12 protein-coding genes are annotated in these 15,026 nt (G+C 70.1%); 5 read left to right on the forward strand and 7 right to left on the reverse strand.

The window, feature by feature from the left end; translation table 11 throughout:
* Nucleotides 1-189 precede the first annotated feature (189 nt).
* The 6 genes from msrP to V6S85_RS13630 all read right to left on the reverse strand — a co-directional run bounded on the left by msrP (nucleotide 190) and on the right by V6S85_RS13630 (nucleotide 6,268).
* Nucleotides 190-1,140 (reverse strand): protein-methionine-sulfoxide reductase catalytic subunit MsrP, encoded by a 951-nt coding sequence (gene msrP / locus V6S85_RS13605; RefSeq protein WP_334349362.1) that lies wholly within the window; start codon nucleotides 1,138-1,140, stop codon nucleotides 190-192.
* A 21-nt stretch (nucleotides 1,141-1,161) separates the two neighbouring features.
* Nucleotides 1,162-1,677: a periplasmic heavy metal sensor gene (locus V6S85_RS13610; protein ID WP_334349216.1), complete on the reverse strand. Its 516-nt coding sequence runs from the start codon at nucleotides 1,675-1,677 to the stop codon at nucleotides 1,162-1,164.
* Nucleotides 1,674-2,117 carry a hypothetical protein gene (locus V6S85_RS13615; protein ID WP_334349217.1) on the reverse strand — a complete coding sequence of 148 codons (444 nt, stop codon included), beginning with the start codon at nucleotides 2,115-2,117 and terminating at the stop codon, nucleotides 1,674-1,676. Before V6S85_RS13615 ends, V6S85_RS13610 begins: the two co-directional genes overlap by 4 nt.
* 37 nt (nucleotides 2,118-2,154) lie before the next feature.
* A complete protein-coding gene (locus V6S85_RS13620; protein WP_116568566.1) occupies nucleotides 2,155-2,715 on the reverse strand; it encodes an RNA polymerase sigma factor in 561 nt (186 codons plus the stop codon).
* Nucleotides 2,716-2,749: 34 nt separating this feature from the next.
* Nucleotides 2,750-3,157 (reverse strand): EF-hand domain-containing protein, encoded by a 408-nt coding sequence (locus V6S85_RS13625; protein ID WP_116568567.1) that lies wholly within the window; start codon nucleotides 3,155-3,157, stop codon nucleotides 2,750-2,752.
* Between the two features lie 222 nt (nucleotides 3,158-3,379).
* Nucleotides 3,380-6,268 (reverse strand): bifunctional [glutamine synthetase] adenylyltransferase/[glutamine synthetase]-adenylyl-L-tyrosine phosphorylase, encoded by a 2,889-nt coding sequence (locus V6S85_RS13630; RefSeq protein WP_334349218.1) that lies wholly within the window; start codon nucleotides 6,266-6,268, stop codon nucleotides 3,380-3,382.
* A gap of 98 nt (nucleotides 6,269-6,366) precedes the next feature.
* On the opposite strand from V6S85_RS13630, the gene V6S85_RS13635 reads away from it, so the two are divergent.
* The 3 genes from V6S85_RS13635 to V6S85_RS13650 all read left to right on the forward strand — a co-directional run bounded on the left by V6S85_RS13635 (nucleotide 6,367) and on the right by V6S85_RS13650 (nucleotide 8,424).
* Nucleotides 6,367-6,735, forward strand: coding sequence for a BlaI/MecI/CopY family transcriptional regulator (locus tag V6S85_RS13635; RefSeq protein ID WP_116568614.1), 369 nt, complete (start codon nucleotides 6,367-6,369; stop codon nucleotides 6,733-6,735).
* The gene (locus V6S85_RS13640; protein ID WP_116568569.1) at nucleotides 6,725-7,636 is read left to right on the forward strand and encodes a M56 family metallopeptidase; all 912 of its coding nucleotides are present in this window, start codon (nucleotides 6,725-6,727) and stop codon (nucleotides 7,634-7,636) included. Before V6S85_RS13635 ends, V6S85_RS13640 begins: the two co-directional genes overlap by 11 nt.
* Nucleotides 7,637-7,866: 230 nt before the next feature.
* Complete coding sequence (locus V6S85_RS13650; RefSeq protein ID WP_116568570.1) at nucleotides 7,867-8,424, forward strand: hypothetical protein; 558 nt, start codon at nucleotides 7,867-7,869, stop codon at nucleotides 8,422-8,424.
* 193 nt (nucleotides 8,425-8,617) lie between these two features.
* Here V6S85_RS13650 and V6S85_RS13655 read toward each other — a convergent pair whose 3' ends face one another.
* Complete coding sequence (locus V6S85_RS13655; protein WP_334349219.1) at nucleotides 8,618-11,404, reverse strand: TonB-dependent receptor; 2,787 nt, start codon at nucleotides 11,402-11,404, stop codon at nucleotides 8,618-8,620.
* A 340-nt stretch (nucleotides 11,405-11,744) separates the two neighbouring features.
* Here V6S85_RS13655 and V6S85_RS13660 point away from each other — a divergent pair, with 340 nt between their 5' ends.
* Nucleotides 11,745-13,061, forward strand: coding sequence for an MFS transporter (locus tag V6S85_RS13660; protein WP_334349220.1), 1,317 nt, complete (start codon nucleotides 11,745-11,747; stop codon nucleotides 13,059-13,061).
* The gene (locus V6S85_RS13665; RefSeq protein WP_334349221.1) at nucleotides 13,061-14,905 is read left to right on the forward strand and encodes a hypothetical protein; all 1,845 of its coding nucleotides are present in this window, start codon (nucleotides 13,061-13,063) and stop codon (nucleotides 14,903-14,905) included. The genes V6S85_RS13660 and V6S85_RS13665 overlap by 1 nt, the downstream gene beginning before the upstream one ends.
* Nucleotides 14,906-15,026 lie beyond the last annotated feature (121 nt).

A 15,026-nucleotide genomic window follows, 5' to 3' on the forward strand; every position in this document is an offset into this window, starting at 1 on the left:
CCCCCCCCCCCCCCCCCCCCCCCCCCCCCCCCCCCCCCCCCCCCCCCCCCCCCCCCCCCCCCCCCCCCCCCCCCCCGCGACTGGGCGCGGCGCTCCGTCCCTCGCCCCCTCCGTCACGCTGCGTATCCGCAGCGCGCCACCTCCCCCGTTGCACGGGGGAGGAGTTGGCGGTGTCGATTTCGTCCTTCATCAGTAGAACTTCTTCAGATCCATGCCGCGGTACAGGTCCGCCACCCACTCGCCGTAGCCGTTGAAGGCCAGGGTGTCGCGCCGCCGGAACTCGCCGATGCGGCGCTCGGTGGCCTGCGACCAGCGGGGGTGGTCCACGGCCGGATTGACGTTGGAATAGAAGCCGTACTCCCGCGGCGCCGACAGGTTCCAGGCGGTCGGCGGCTGGCGCTCGACGAGGCTGATCCGGGTGATCGACTTGATGCTCTTGAAGCCGTACTTCCACGGCACGACGAGGCGCAGCGGCGCGCCGTTCTGGTTGGGCAGGGTCTCGCCGTAGAGGCCCACGGCGATCAGCGTCAGCGGGTGGACGGCCTCGTCGATGCGCAGGCCCTCGCGATAGGGCCATTGCAGCACGTCCCAGCGCTGGCCGGTCATTTCCGAGGGCCTCATCAGGGTCTCGAAGGCGACGAACTTGGCCTTGGAGGTGGGTTTGACCGCCGCGATCAGGTCCTTCAGCGGAAAGCCGACCCAGGGGATCACCATCGACCAGCCTTCGACGCAGCGCAGGCGGTAGATCCGCTCCTCCAGCTTGTTGGCCTTCATCAGGGCGTCGATGTCGAAGGTCTGGGGGGCCTCGCAGGCGCCGTCGACGCGAACCGTCCAGGGGCGGGTCTTCAGCTTGCCGGCGTTTTGCGCCGGGTCGCCCTTGTCGACGCCGAATTCGTAGAAATTGTTGTAGCTGGTGACGTCGTCCTTCGGCGTCGGCTTCTCGGTGGTCGAGAAGCCCTTGGTGAAGGCCAGCGGCGCGGCGTGCGCCATGCCGCCCAAGCCCGCCAGGCCCAGGCCCGCCGCGCCAGCGATGAACTCACGTCGGCGCAGGTGGAGCCCCCGGTCGGTGACGTCGTTTTCGGTCAGGTCGGGGCGGTGGCGGATCAGCACGGGCGTGTCTCCGGTTTCAGTGTCGAAGATACGGAGCCGGACGCGGTTTGGTTATGGCTGGGCGTCGTTTTTTCTGCGCGGCCGCTCGGGACGTTCGTCGCGGGGCTTTTGGCGCGGGGCGTAGACCCGGCGCAGGCCCTCGGCCAGCACCTTGCGCTCCTCGAGCGGCAGGCTCTCGGCGAAGGCGACGAGGCGGCCGTCGACCTTGGCGCGGACGCCGCTTTCCAGCGCCCGGGCGGCGGCCATCCGGCGCTCGGCCTGCGCGCGGTCGAAGCGGCCGTCGGCCATGGCCTCGACCACGGCGCGGCGCTCGGCGCGGGCGGCCTGGGCGTCGGCGCGGTTTTCCAGCGCCGCTTCGCGCAGGGTGCGGCGCAGGGCGCGGCGCTGGTCGGGCGGCAGGTCGCGGCCGGCGGTCCACAAGGGCGGGCGCTGGGCCAGGGCGGCGGCCGGGGCCTCGCGGCGGGTCTCCTGGCGCATCCAGGCCGCGCCGGCGATGCCGCCGACCAGGAACAGGTTCAGCGCGCCGGAGACCACCAGGGCGACGATCAGGGAACGGTTGGCGCTCATAGGTCGGTCGCCTCGTCCAGGAGTTCGGGCAGGGCCTCGGCCGCCGTGTCGGGCTCGGGCTGGTCGTAGGCGGCGGCCAGGAGGGCGTCGGCCCGGCGGTCCAGCCGCTCGCCCGCGCCCGAGGCGACGCCGACGGCGACGCCGGCCACGGTGGCGACGGCCAGGCCGATACCGGCGGCCAGGCCCGCCCACCAGGCGCTGGCCGAACGCCGCGGCTTTGGCGCGGCCTCCAGCAGCAGGCCCAGCAGGGCGGCGTCTGCGCTCTGCGCCGGGGCCAGGTCGAGCAGGCGGTCCAGGTCGGCCTCGGCGGCCAGCACCGCGCCCAGCCGCGAGGGATCGGCGGCCAGGGCCGCGCGGGCGGCCTCGCGCAGGTCCTGCGGCCAGCGGCCGATGTCGCCGCCATGGGCGGCCGCCAGGTCGGCGAAGCGGTCGGGGGTCATGGTCGCGCGCCCTCCTTCAAGCTCATCGCCCAGATGGTCATCTGACCGCCTCCATCAGGTCGGCCAGGGCCGCGCGCAGGGCGCGCCGTCCTCGGCCCAGCAGGCTTTCCAGCGTCTCGACCGACACCCCCAGCAGGGCGGCGGCCTCCTTGTTGCCCAGGCCCTGGTGGTGGCAGAGCACGATCGCCTCGCGCTGGCGCTCGGGCAAGGCGGCCAGGGCCGCCTCGATGCGCCCGCCGATCTGGACGCCCAGCAACGCGCCCTCGCCGGTCGGGGCAAGGTCGGCCACTTCCGGGGGCTGCGCCATCGCCGTCTCGCGCCGTCGCCGCAGCCGGTCGCGGCACAGGTTCAGGGCCACGCGGTGCAGCCAGGTGTCGAAGCGGGCCTGGCCCGGACGCCACGAAGGCGCCTGCTTCCAGGCCCGCAGGAAGGTCTCCTGGGCCACGTCCTGGGCCTCGTCCGGATCGGCGAGCAGCCGCCGGGCCAAGGCGAGAATGCGCGGCAGACGGGCGTCCAGCAGCCGTCGCACGGCGGCCTGCTCGCCCCGTCCCACGCCTTCCAGCAACGCCAGGTCGGGGTCTTCCCCCTCGCTCGCCAAGCCTCACCTCGTCACGCCAAGCCCATGCCGGCCGTCACATCGCCGCCTTGGCCTTGCCGGCCGCGGCCTGTCGTTCGGCCGAGGTGAGCACGCCGTCGCCGTCGGCGTCCATCCGCTTGAAGCGCTTGGCCGCCATGGCCTCCAGCTCGGCGCGCGACAGGAAGCCGTCCTTGTCGGCGTCGAGGCGGCCCCAGAGGCGATCGCCCCGGCCGGCCTTGGCGCCCTGGGCCTTGGCGGCGTCGGGCTTCTTCTGGCGCATGGCCTCGAACTCGGTCTTCGACAGCTTGCCGTCCTTGTCGGCGTCCAGCTTGGCCAGCATCTGGGCCGCGCGCTGGCCCTGGAAGGCGGCCTGGGTCTCGCCGGCCGGCTTGGTCTGGGCCTGGGCCGAGGCGGCGCAGGCGGCGATCGCGGTCGCGGCGACCAGGGTGGTGAACGTCTTCATCGAATGCTCCGGGTAGGGGGGATGGCCCGTCCTTCAGGAGCTTCAACGGAGGAGGGCGGGGTTTCCGTCGCGGGTACGAGATCCTCCCCCTGAAGGGGGAGGTGTCGGCGAAGCCGACGGAGGGGGAAGTGGGCGGACTGTCGGCGTAGCGAAAGCTGAAAACGGCCCCCCTCCGGCCCTTCGGGCCATCTCCCCCAGAGGGGGAGGATCTCTTTTTCCCTCCTACTTCACCACCTGCTCGAACGCCTTGCGGGCCTCGGCCTTGGCCTTGACCAGCTTGGCCTTCAGCGAGCGGAACTGGGTCACGTGGCCCGCGCGCGCCAGGAGGGCGCGGAAGGCCTTGGGTTCGCTTTCCGGGTCGTCGCCGTTTTCCAGCGCCACCTTGATCAGCTGCGACAGGTCCTGCTCCAACCGCCAGGCCGACAGGGCCGCGGTCAGGGCCGCCTTGTCGGCGAGGCCCGCGTCGATCAGGGCCGACAGGGCCTCGCCGGTGTTCTGGGCCAGCGGGCCGCCGTCAGGCCCGTGGGCCAGCTGCAGGTACTGCGCGATGAACTCGATGTCGACGAGACCGCCGGGGTCGAGCTTCAGGTCCCAGGGGCCCTTGCCGGGCCGCTCGCGCTCCATCAGTTCGCGCATGTCCAGCACGTCGGCGGCGGTCCTGGCCACGTCGCGCGGGCGGCGCAGGGCCGCCTCGATCGCGCCTTCGGCTCGCGCCTTGAATTCCGGCGAGCTGGCCCAGATCACCCGGGCGCGGGTCAGGGCCAAGAGCTCCCAGGTCTCGGACTCGCGCTCGTAATAGTCCTCGAAGGCGGTGAAGCTGACGGCCACCGGCCCCTTGCTGCCCGAGGGGCGCAGCTTGAGGTCCACTTCATAGAGCGTGCCCTCGGCGGTCGGGGCCGACAGGGCCGAGGTCAGGCGCTGGGTGAAGCGGGCGTAGAAGACGTCGGCGCTCCAGCCCTTCACCTCCGAAACGACATCCTCTTGGGCCGCCGGCGCGTCGGCCGCGTACAGCGTCATCAGGTCGAGATCGGACTTGGCCGTCATCTCGCGCGAGCCGGCCTTGCCCAGGGCGACCACGGCCACCTGGCCGGGGAAGGCGCCGCCAAGCCGTTCGACCTCGGCCAGGGCGGCGGGCGCGAGGCCCCCGACGATCAGGTCGCCCAGGTCGGCGAAGGCCCGGCCCACGTCGCTGGCGTCGGCCGTGCCGCTCATCACCCGCACGCCGATACGGAAGGCCTGGTCGCGGAACAGGCGCCGGGCCGCGTCCATCGACGGCTCGAATTCGGCCGGGTCCCACGGAACCTCCGACGGCATCTCCATGGGGCCGAAGAAGGCCGGATCCAGCAGGGCGTCCAGCGCCGTCGGCCGGCGGGCGAGGGTGGCGGCCAGGCGCGGGGCGAAGGCCATGACCTGCACCACCAGCTCGAACAGGCGCGGCTGGGCCAGGAACAGCGACTGGATCTGCACGCCCGAGCTCAGCGAGGCGAAGAAGTCGGCGAAACGGTTGAAGGCCGGGTCGGGCGCGCCCGTGGCGTTGGCCGCGTCCAGCAGGCGGGGGGCCAGGCGCGTGAAGAGCTCGCGTCCGCGCTCGGTGCGGGTGGCGGCGATGTGGCCGTGGTGCCAGCCGCGGATGGTGGCGGCCACCCGCTCCGGCGACGAGAAGCCCATGCGCTTGAGCGTGGCCAGGGTCTCCGGATCGTCCTCGACGCCGGTAAAGACCAGGCTGCCGAACCGCGACGACAGCTCCTCCTCGCCCTTGAAGAGGGCGCCGTAGCGCTGGTTGACGCCCTTCAGCATCTTGCCGACGGCGGCGTCGAAGCTGCGCAGGTTGCTCTGGCCCCACAGGGCGGCGACCTTCTTCCGGTCGGCGTCGGACTCCGGCAGCTTGTGGGTCTGGTCGTCGGCGATCATCTGGGCCCGGTGCTCCAGGGCCCGCAGGTCGTGATAGGCGGCGGTCAGGTACTCGCAGTCCTCCGGCGTCACGTGGCCGGCGTCGCGCAGGGCGGCGAGCGCGTCGAGCGTGCGCGGGCTGCGCAGGTCCGGATGGCGGCCGCCCAGGATCAGCTGCTGCGTCTGGACGAAGAACTCGATCTCGCGGATGCCGCCGCGACCAAGCTTCAGGTCGGCGCCCTTGGCCTCCAGCCGTTCGTCCACCTTGTAGGCGTGGATCTGGCGCTTGATCGAATGGATGTCGGCGATGGCGGCGAAGTCGAGATTGCGTCGCCAGATGAAGGGTTGCAGCTCGGCCAGGAACGCCTCGCCCCGCGCGATGTCGCCGGCCGCGATCCGGGCCTTGATATGGGCCGCCCGCTCCCAGTTCTGGCCGACGCTCTCATAGTAGTCCAAAGCCGCGTCGATCGGCATGGCCGGCGGGGTCGAGGACGGGTCGGGCCGCAGGCGCAGGTCGATGCGGAAGACGTAGCCATCGGCTGTGCGCTCGGCCAGCATCCGGCCCAGGTGCTGGGTCAGGCGCACGGCCACGCCCTGCGGCTCGGTTCCTTCCGACACCGGCAGCGCCTCGGGCGCGTAGAAGATCGAAAAGTCGATGTCGCTGGAATAGTTCAGCTCGTAGGCGCCGTGCTTGCCCATGGCGATGCAGAACAGGCCCGGGATCGGGCCGTCCTCGCCATCCCCCACGCCGGTCAGCGCCCCGCGCGCCACCTCGACCCGGGCGGCCTGGGCCAGGGCCGCGTGCAGGCTGGCGTCGGCGAAGCGGGTCAGGGCAAGCGTCACCGCGTCGAGGTCCCAGACGCCGCCCAGGTCGCACAGGGCGGTCAGCAGGTGCAGGTCGGCCTTCAGTTCACGCAGTGTCCTGCGGGCGGTCTCGAAGTCGGGCTCGGCGGCGACGGCCTGGGCGGCCGCCAGGATCTGGTCCAGGCGCGCCTGCGGCTCGCTGTCCAGGATGCTGGCCAGGCGCACGCCGTCGCGACGCGCCAGGCCCGCCAGGTAGGGGCTGGCGGCGAACACCGGGGCCAGGGCCGGCCAGGCGGCGTCGACGAGGCCCATCCGCTCGCCGGCCCGCTTGGCGATCATCTCGTGGGCGCGCTCGGCGGCCTTGGGATCGACGATCGGACCGCAGGGGGCGAGGCGAGGGGCGAGCAGAAGAGTCATGGCGCGCACTCTTAACCGACTGCCCGCGTCCGCCAAGCATCGCTTGACGGCTTCATTTACGGGCGTAATCATCCAGGCCAGTAGAGCAGCGGACAGCCATGAGCATCACCCACGCCGAAAGCCACGTCATGGAAGCGCTCTGGACCCAGAGCCCCCTGACCGTCGAGGAGATCCTGGAGGCCGTCGCAGGCCCTCAAGGGTGGGGCGAGGCCACGGTCAAGACGCTGATCAACCGCCTGCTCAAGCGCAAGGCCATCGAGTCGCGCCGCATCGACGGCCGCGTCCGCTACGTGCCGATCGTCAGCCGCGCCGAGTACCTGCAGACCGAGAGCCAGGGCCTGCTGGACCGCCTGTTCGAAGGCCGCCTGACGCCGCTGGTCGCCCATTTCGCCAAGCACCGCTCGCTGTCGCCCGACGAGGTCAAGCAGCTGAAGCAGCTGATCGCGGAGCTGGACGATGCTGATTGAACTGCTGGCCATAACCCTGCTGCGGGCGCAGCTGGCCGCCGCCGTCGGCGTGTTGGTCGTGCTGGCGCTGCGTGTCCCGGTGCGCCGCCTGGTCGGCTCGGAGGCGGCCTACAAGCTGTGGCGCCTGGCGCCGGCCGCCGCCCTGGCCAGCGTCTTCCCCAGCCTGTCGGACGCCCTGGGCGCCGGCGCGGCGCAGCAGCCGCCCGAGCGCCTGCTGGCGGTGGGCTTCCTGGTCGTCTGGCTGGCCGGTGTCGTCGGCCTGGCCGGGTTCATCGCCCTGTCGGAGCGGGCCTTCCGCCAGCGCGCCCGCGCGGGCCTGGAAGGGCCGGCGGTCATGGGGGTGTTCTGCCCGCGCCTGGTTATCCCCCGCGACTTCGCCCTGCGCTTCACCGCCGACGAGCGTGAGCTGGTCCTGGCCCACGAACGCGCCCACATGCGGCGCGGCGACCCGCGCGGCAACCTGATCATCACCGCCTGCCAGGCCCTGGGCTGGCTGAATCCGATCGTCCACCTGGGGGCGTTCGTCGCCCGCCTGGACCAGGAGATCGCCTGCGACGGCGATGTCGTCGCCCTGCATCCCAAGGCCCGCAAGCGCTACGCCGAGACCCTGATGAAGGCCCACGCCTTCACCGCCGCCTCGCCGCTGGCCTGCGCCTTCGGCCGCCATCCGCTGGTGTCGCGCGTGCGGGTCATCGCCGGCCCGGCCCCGGTCTCCAGCGAGGGCCTGACCGCCGCCGTCACCCTGGGCGCGCTGACCGTGATGATCGTCATGGGCGTCTGGTCCCTGGCCCCGCGCGGCCCGGCCCCGCCCTCGACCCGCATCCCCGGCGCCAGCGCCCGGCTGTTCGTCGACGGCGTCACCCCGCCGCCGCTGAACCGCGCCGCGGCCGAGGCGCGGTAGGGATCAGCCCTCGCACCTCCTTCGTCATCCCGGAAAGCCCGCAGGGCTTATCCGGGACCCAGGGGGCTGGGCTCGGCGGTTGGGTGGTCTGCCCGATGGTGGTCGGCGCAGTGCGTCGGCCCCTGGGTCCCGGCTCTCCGCTGCGCTGCGGCCGGGATGACGACTGAAGGGGCGGTTGAATTATAAAATTACATGTGTAATCTTTTCTTCGATCAGAGGGGGAGATCACCGTGTCGTTCGTCCTGCCCGTTCCCGACGCCCATGTCGGCCGCAAGCGCGGGGTCGCCATCGCCTGGCGCATCCTTGGTCTCGTGATGGTCGCCTCGATGCTGGCGGCCCTGGCCTATGGGATCTTCGACTTCATCCGGTTCGAGCGGGCCATGGGACCTTTGCCGCCGGCGGAAGGCGCGGCGCTGGAGCCGGCCCGCCGCCAGGCCGCCCAGCGCTGGGCCGTGGTGCAGCCGGCCCTCGTCGCCCGCCTGAAGCAGTCGCGCGAGCTGGAGCTGGGCGGGGTGTGGATGATGCGCACGGGCCGGGTCTGCGGCGTGGTCAACGGCAAGACCAGCTTCGGCGGCTTCACCGGCATGACCCAGTTCTACACCCAGGGCGATGCGCCCGTGTTTCCCTATGACGACAAGGGCCGCTTCCGCGAGACCTGGCGTCTGTGCGACCGCGACCGCTGGGCGGTGATCCGCCAGGGCTCGGACGAGACCGGCTTCTGCGCCACGAAGTTCGGCCAGACCCGCTGCCGGGTGGTGCGCCGCCAGGCGACGACGATGCCGAGGTAAGGGAGCGGCAACTTCGCCCTTCTACAGGCTCAGGGTGAGTTTGCGTTGGCGCCTGCGCCTGCCTTGGTCCTCATCCTGAGCTTGTCGAAGGACGAGGACCACGCACTGGTCGTCTCCCCAAAAGAAAACCCGCGCCGCCCTGGAAGGAGAGCGACGCGGGCTGCCTAGGCGCCGGGGGGAGGTAGGATCGCGCCTAGAAGTTGTAGCGGAGGCCGACCAGGAACTGGCGGCCGCTGTGGGTGTAGACGTTCAGCCGGTTGCTATCGCCGACGTACTGGTCGTTGAACTCGTCGGTCAGGTTCACGCCCTCGATCGAGAGCTTGAGGTTGTCGCGGATGTTCCAGCTGGCCTGCATGTCGACGTTCAGGGTCTCGTTGGTGCCCTGGACGGTGTTGCCGTCGCTGCCGGGCACCTGGGTCAGGTAGCCGTCGCGATAGGCCAGCGAGCCGCGCACGCTCCACTTGGGGGTCTCGTAGTAGAGCGTCAGGTTGGCGGCGTTCTTCGACAGGCCCACCAGGGTGGCGTTCACCGTCGGCGCGCCCGGCGTCGTCGAGGTCAGGTACTCGATCTTGGAGTCGACATAGGTGTAGTTGGCCACCACGCCGAAGTTGCTCCAGAAGCCCGGCAGGAAGGTGAAGGGCTGCTGGACGTTGATCTCGAAGCCCTTCAGGTCGCCGCCGTCGCTGTTGACGGGTTGGGTCACCTGGAACACCTGGTCGGTGGTCGCGCCGGTGCCGGTCAGCAGCGAGTCCGGCAGGCCCAGGGTGTTGTAGACGGCCTCGCGGCGCAGGGTGGCCACGAAGGTGTCGATGCGCTTGTAGAAGACGCCCAGCGCGATCATCGCGCCCTTTTCGCGGTACCATTCCAGCGAGAAGTCCAGATTGTCGGACTTCGTCGGCGTCAGGTACGGGTTGCCCGAGCTGTAGGTGCGGTTGGCGCCCTGCACGGCCACATCGCCGCCGGGCGACAGCGAGCCGATGCCCGGGCGGGCGATGGTCTGGGCGGCGCTGACGCGGGCCACGACCGTTTCCGACAGGTCGGCGGCCAGGTTGAACGAGGGCAGGGTCAGGTTGTAGTCGCGGGCGACGTCGACCCGCTGGATGGCGCCGGCGACGGCGGCGTAGCCGGCCGACTCCTGCTTGGTATGGACGCGGCGCACGCCGGCGTCGCCGCGGAAGGGCAGGCCAAACGCGTCGAACTTGAACTCGGCCTGGACGTAGGCGCCGTAGTCCTGCTCCTCGACCGCGCCGTACTGGCCGCGGGCGCTGGAGTTGTTGGTGTCGGTCAGGGCGTAGATGCCGCTGTTGCTGTAGATGCCCAGGAGGGCGGCGTACTTGTCGATGTCGGGGATCAGCCAGGAGGTGAAGTTGCCCTCCGGCAGGTTCATGCCGCTGCCGAAGCCCGTGAACACCTTCGACACCGAGGCCAGCTGGGCCGGGGTCAGGGTCTGGACGACCGTTTCGCTGGTCCGGTACTGGCCATAGCTGTCATATTCGAACTTGCGCCAGTCCAGGCCCGCCTTGAGGCGCAGCTTGTCGTTCAGGTCCCACTCGCCATAGACCTTGGCGGTCGAGAACTGGTTCTCGACGAACTGCGGGCGGATGCGCACCTCGGAGGTGCCGTTGGTCGAGGACCAGTTGGCCGGATCGGTCGGGTCGAAGCCCAGCAGGATCTGCGGCGCGCGGCCCTTGCGGAAGTCGTACTGGTAGTTCTGGCTATTGGCCCGGTCGAAGGTGACGATGGTCGAGATCGGCTGGGTGAAGGTCGAGTCCGAATAGCCGGCCAGCATGCCCACCCGCAGGTTGCCGCTGAAGTCGTGCGTGCCCGACAGGGTGAACTGCTTGAACTCGGTGTTCAGCTCGTCATAGGCCGCCTGGGTGCGCAGATCGACATTGTCCATCCGGGCGTAGACCAGGTTGCCGTTCTCGACGACGCCGTCGCGGATGATGGTCTGGGGCTTGCCAGTGTTGGCGCGCGACAGGCCGATGGCCTGCAACTGGGCTTCCTTGCGGGTTCCGGCCAGGTAGGCGTAGAGGGCGTCCAGCGTGACCTGGGTGTCGGAATTGGGCTTGTATTGCAGCGAGCCGGCGATCCCCAGGCGCTTGGATTCGATGTCGTAGCTGACATAGCCGGGGATGCGCGGGGCGAAGATGTTGGCGCTGTTGATCTGGGCGACGGTGTAGCCGGGCACGGTCGAGGCGCTGTTGAAGCCGCCGTTGCTGGCGCCGGTGGCCCAGCGGGTGATGTTGGCGCCTTCCTCCTTCAGGTGGCGCTCTTCGTAGGCCACCGACAGCAGGGCGCCGACCTTGCCGTCGAAGAACACGTTGCTGGCCAGCACCGAGACGCGCGGCGTCGTCTTTTCCGACAGGTCGTTGTAGCTGGCGCCGGCCGACAGCACGAGCTGGGGCTTGCCGCTGTCGAAGGCCTTGGCGGTGGTCAGGTCGACCGTGGCGCCCAGCGAGCCTTCCTCGACGTCGGCCGAGGCGGTCTTGCGCACGGCGATGCTGTTGAAGAGGTCCGAGGCGAAGACGTTGAAGTCGAAGCCGCGGCCGCGGTTGGTGCCGCCGCTGTTGGCGGTGCCGCCGGTGGTGGAGATCGCCTCCATCCCGTTGATGCGGACGCGGGTGTACTCCGAACCCAGGCCGCGCACGGTGATCTGGCGGCCTTCGCCGTTGATGCGCGAGATCGACACGCCCGGGATGCGCTGCAGCGACTCCGCCAGGTTCAGGTCGGGGAACTGGGCGATGTCCTCGGCCTTGATGGCGTCGACCACGCCGCTTTCGTTGCGCTTGAGGTTGATGGCGCTCTGCAGGCTGGCGCGGAAGCCGGTGACGACGATGGCCTCGACCTCGTCGGATGCGGGTTCGGCCGCCGGCGGCTGGGCCTCCTGGGCCATGGCGGCGCCGGCGGCCAGAATGGTGAAGGCCGAAGCGCTGGCGCCGAGCACGGCGCGCAGGCGCGGATTCCTGTTGGACGTCATCTGTCCCTCCCGATGCCCGTCTGCGCGGGCCGCTTTTGGAAGCCGGCTCAGCCTGCTTCTTCGTTGCCTGAACCATAGGGACGGGTTCGAACGGAGGGCCAATCCCAATCAGGTATGGACCTATGCGCGATGTGCACCGATCCACAGGTTTCCGCTGCGGCGCCTGCCGTCTCGCGCGCGGGCGATCCTTTGACAGCCTTGGGTTTCGATGCGTACCGCGGTTCGATCCATGTCGCCCGTGGATCGGTCCATAGGCGATTTGACTTAGACCTGGGCCTCGACGCCCCTTAGCGTCCTCCCAAAGCGCCGACGACAGAGCGGCGCCCCAGGGAGAGCGTCCATGACCGACACCACCAGGCGTACCCGCGTGCGCTGGCTGATCATCGCGACGCTCTTCATCATCACGACGATCAACTACGCCGACCGCGCCACCTTCTCGATCGCTGGCCAGTCGGCGTCGAAGGAGCTGGGCCTGGATCCGGTGGCCATGGGCTACATCATGTCGGCCTTCGCCTGGGCCTATGTGCTGGGCCAGATCCCCGGCGGGGCGCTGCTCGACCGTTTCGGCTCCAAGAAGATCTACACCGCGGCCCTGGTGCTGTGGTCCAGCTTCACCCTGCTGCAGGGCTTCTCGGGCGCCTTCACGGGGCTGGCGGCGGCAGTGGCCCTGTTCTTCATGCGCTTCCTCGTCGGCCTTGCCGAGGCGCCGTCGTTCCCGGCCAACGCGCGCATCGTGGCGGCATGGTTCCCGGGCTCGGAGCGCGGCACGGCCTCGGCGATCTTCAACTCGGCCCAGTATTTCTCGCTGGTCGCCTTCGCGCCGCTGATGGGGTGGCTGGCCCACGACTTCGGCTGGCGCTCGGTGTTCTTCGTCATGGGCGCGATCGGCATCGTCGCGGCCTTCTTCTTCGTCAAGCTGATCCACAGCCCGGTCGAGCACCCGAAGATCAGCAAGGCCGAGTTCGACTACATCGAGGCCGGCGGCGGCCTGGTGCGGATGGAGGACAAGACCGCCAACGCCGGCGCCGCCTTCACCTGGGCCAACGTCAAGCAGGTGCTGACCAGCCGGATGCTGCTGGGCGTCTATATCGGCCAGTATTGCATCAACGTGCTGACCTACTTCTTCGTCACCTGGTTCCCGATCTATCTGGTCAAGGCGCGGGGGCTGTCGATCCTGCAGGCGGGCTTCACCGCCGCTCTGCCGGCCCTGTGCGGCTTCGCCGGCGGCCTGCTGGGCGGGATGATCTCAGACGCCCTGCTGAAGAAGACCGGCAATCTCGACATCGCCCGCAAGACGCCGCTGCTCCTGGGCATGATCCTGGCCACCTGCATCGTCATCTGCAACTACGTCGAACAGGAGTGGCTGGTCATCGTGATCATGGCCGCGGCCTTCTTCGGCAAGGGCGTGGCGTCGCTGGGCTGGGCGGTGGTGTCGGACACCTCGCCCAAGGAGATGGCCGGGGTCACCGGCGGGGTCTTCAACACCTTCGGCAACACCGCCGGCATCGTGACCCCGATCGTCATCGGCTACATCGTCCAGGCCACCGGCTCGTTCGATGGGGCGTTGATCTTCGTCGGCGCCCACTGCCTGATCGCCGTGCTGGCCTACTTCCTGATCGTCGGGAAGATCCAGCGCCTGCAGCTGAAGGCGGCCTGATGCTTTCTCGACGCCACGTCCTGGCCGGCGCCTCGGCCCTGGTTCTCGCCGGGATCGGCCGCGCGGCGAGCGCAGCGCCCGCCGCCCTGACCGTGACGACGCCGATGGTCGCGCCCGAATGGGCCCTGCTGCAACGCGAACTGCTGAAGGCCAACGAAGAGGCCTGCGAGGCCTTCTTCGCCCGCTATTTCGACGAGCGCGGCTACCTGCTGGCCTTCGAGCGCTGGGGCGCCAACGACGGCCCCGACGACGCCATCGAGAACGTCAACGACTGGCCGACCCTGCACGCCCTGGGCGCCGGCGACCGCGTGCTCGAGCTGGCCCGGAAGGCCTTCGAGGGCAATGTCCGCCAGTATACGGCGGCCCGGACCAAGGACGTGCCGTTCGCGCGCGAGGGCATGTACTACAAGGAATTCCCGGTCATGAGCGACTGGCAGCACCTTTCCGAGGGGCTGTCGGTGTTCAACCTGCTGGGCCTTTCCGCGCCGAACGATCCGCGCTTCCGCGAGCGGGCCAGGCGGTTCTCGGGCTTCTACACCGGCGAGGACCCGTCGACGCCGAACTACGACCCCAAGCTCAACGTCATCCGCAGCATGATCACCGGCAGCCGGGGTCCGATGCTGCGCAAGGCCACGCCCCTGGACTGGGCCGGCGACCCGTTCGACGTGACCCACTTCTACATGGAGCACGGCGAGCGCTCGTACGAGGAGACCCTGCGCCACTACGACGAGTACGACGACGTGGTCGGCGACAGTCCGCTGAACCTGCAGGCCACCAGCCTGGTGATGAACGCCTACATGCTGGACCACGAGGCCAGGTACCGCGACTGGATCCTGAAGTACGTCGACGGCTGGATCGAGCGGGCGCGGGCCAATGGCGACGTGATCCCCAGCAAGGTCGGGCTGGACGGCCAGGTCCCCAAGGGCCGGTGGTGGAGCGGGACCTACGGCTGGGGCTTCTCGCCCGTCGTGCCGCAGACCGGCAAGCGCGAGGACCGCAACCGCGTGCCGCGCGCCGTCGTCGGCTTCATGAACGCCTACCTGCTGACCGGCGACGACAAGTATCTCGACGTGTGGCGCCGCCAGAACGACGTCATCAACGCCCAGAAGAAGGTCGAGGACGGCAAGGTCTCGACCCCGCGCATGTACGGGCCCAAGGGCTGGTATGGCTTCGCGCCCGGCGAGTACCAGCTGAACGGGCTGGAGATCTGGTACCTGTCGATGAAGGGTTCCGACCGGGCCCGCGCGGCGGCGCATCCCTGGCTCGATTGGCTGGATGGCAAGGATCCCTCATATCCCGCCAAGGCTCTGCGTGGCGACCTGGAGCGGGTGCGCGCCCGCGCCCAGGCCCAGCGGGACGACACGTCGACCCCCGACACCCGCCTGGCCGACGCCGCGCTCGACATCAATCCGGCCAGCGTCACCGCCCTGATCCAGCTGATGGAAGGCGGCATCCACATCGCCCGGCCGCCGTGGTCGAAGTCCTCGCCCTCGCAGGGCGGGGCGCTGCACTACGCGCGCCTGCGCTACTTCGATCCCGAGCGGCGCCGGGCCGGCGCGCCGCCCGACGTGGCGGCCCTGGTCGAGCGGCTGGCCGACGACGAGACGGTGGTCAGCCTGATCAATCTGAGCCCCGTGACCCCGCGCACGGTGACGATCCAGGGCGGCGCCTATGGCGAGCACCAGATCCTCAGCGCCGCGATCGGCGAGGGCGCCGCCCAGGCGGTCGACGCCTCGGCCTTCACGCTGAGGCTGGCGCCGGGCTCGGGCGCGCGCCTGACCCTGAAGATGAAGCGCCACGTCAACCAGCCGACGTTGAGCTTTCCCTGGGACCGGGTGGTTTGAGACGGCGAAACCTCGCCCTTCGACAAGCTCAGGGTGAGGTTTCGACTGTGCGGCCGTTGAATTGGTCCTCATCCTGAGCTTGTCGAAGGAAGAGGACCCGCACGAGAAGATGGAGGGATCG

Source organism: Caulobacter sp. CCNWLW153 (assembly GCF_036889365.1).
GTDB lineage: Bacteria > Pseudomonadota > Alphaproteobacteria > Caulobacterales > Caulobacteraceae > Caulobacter > Caulobacter radicis.

What these genes read in the sequence shown, in the direction of transcription:
- V6S85_RS13665 (WP_334349221.1), top strand. Translation starts at nt 13,061, where the DNA reads ATGCTTTCTCGACGCCACGTCCTGGCCGGCGCCTCGGCCCTGGTTCTC.
- V6S85_RS13625 (WP_116568567.1), bottom strand. Translation starts at nt 3,157, where the DNA reads ATGAAGACGTTCACCACCCTGGTCGCCGCGACCGCGATCGCCGCCTGC.
- V6S85_RS13635 (WP_116568614.1), top strand. Translation starts at nt 6,367, where the DNA reads ATGAGCATCACCCACGCCGAAAGCCACGTCATGGAAGCGCTCTGGACC.
- V6S85_RS13630 (WP_334349218.1), bottom strand. Translation starts at nt 6,268, where the DNA reads ATGACTCTTCTGCTCGCCCCTCGCCTCGCCCCCTGCGGTCCGATCGTC.
- V6S85_RS13610 (WP_334349216.1), bottom strand. Translation starts at nt 1,677, where the DNA reads ATGAGCGCCAACCGTTCCCTGATCGTCGCCCTGGTGGTCTCCGGCGCG.
- V6S85_RS13615 (WP_334349217.1), bottom strand. Translation starts at nt 2,117, where the DNA reads ATGACCCCCGACCGCTTCGCCGACCTGGCGGCCGCCCATGGCGGCGAC.
- V6S85_RS13655 (WP_334349219.1), bottom strand. Translation starts at nt 11,404, where the DNA reads ATGACGTCCAACAGGAATCCGCGCCTGCGCGCCGTGCTCGGCGCCAGC.
- V6S85_RS13660 (WP_334349220.1), top strand. Translation starts at nt 11,745, where the DNA reads ATGACCGACACCACCAGGCGTACCCGCGTGCGCTGGCTGATCATCGCG.
- V6S85_RS13640 (WP_116568569.1), top strand. Translation starts at nt 6,725, where the DNA reads ATGCTGATTGAACTGCTGGCCATAACCCTGCTGCGGGCGCAGCTGGCC.